At 72.9% G+C, this 617-nt stretch carries 1 protein-coding gene; it reads left to right on the top strand.

Annotated features, from left to right (window positions below):
• Positions 1–419: 419 nt before the first annotated feature.
• Positions 420–617, top strand: a 198-nt coding sequence (locus KDK95_RS34895; RefSeq protein ID WP_212522630.1) for a hypothetical protein, incomplete at its 3' end; no start/stop codon positions are given.

Raw genomic sequence — 617 nt, 5'->3', positions numbered from 1 at the left:
GCTCCCCCGACCGCCACGCGGTCGAACGGCACCACGGCGTCGGCATTCCCGTCGTGCTCCGCCCCCAACACCCACGCCGCCGCGGCAGCAGACCACTGCGCCACGTCCACGACGGCCTCGCCGTTGACATCGACGTCGAATTCAGCGGATTCGTCCTCAACCGCCACCGCGGCGTCCACCCATACAAACCATGCGTCGACCCACACCCACACCGCGTCCCCGCACAACACCGCAGCACGCTGACGGACGACGGAAAGCGCCCCTCCACCAGCGCCGGTAACACTTTCGGCGGCCCCTGCGCCTTTACCTGTGGAGCCCGCTGGTGTCCTGGGCTCGTGTGCCGCCGCGTAGGCCTCGACCCCTTCGCGTAGCCCGCGCGGCGGCGCACCCGCCGACGGAGAGCACGAGAGCGCCACCGCATGCCAGAGATCGAGCCCGAGGAGACGACGCTGCTGCTGCCCGTGGCACGCGCCGCCGGCCCCGGGACGGCCCCCATACCGGCCGTCGAGGACGCCGACGGCCGTCCCCGCGTGGTCCGGGGCCGCCGGCTCGTCCTGGGCACGGGCCTCGCCGCGGCGGCATCGGCCGTGATCTGGATGGTGCTGAGTGCTTCGTCG

It is taken from the genome of Actinospica acidithermotolerans (assembly GCF_018139625.1).
GTDB lineage: Bacteria > Actinomycetota > Actinomycetes > Streptomycetales > Catenulisporaceae > Actinospica > Actinospica acidithermotolerans.
Note: the sequence above shows the minus strand (reverse complement) of the source record. Positions and strands in the feature narration are given on the sequence as shown.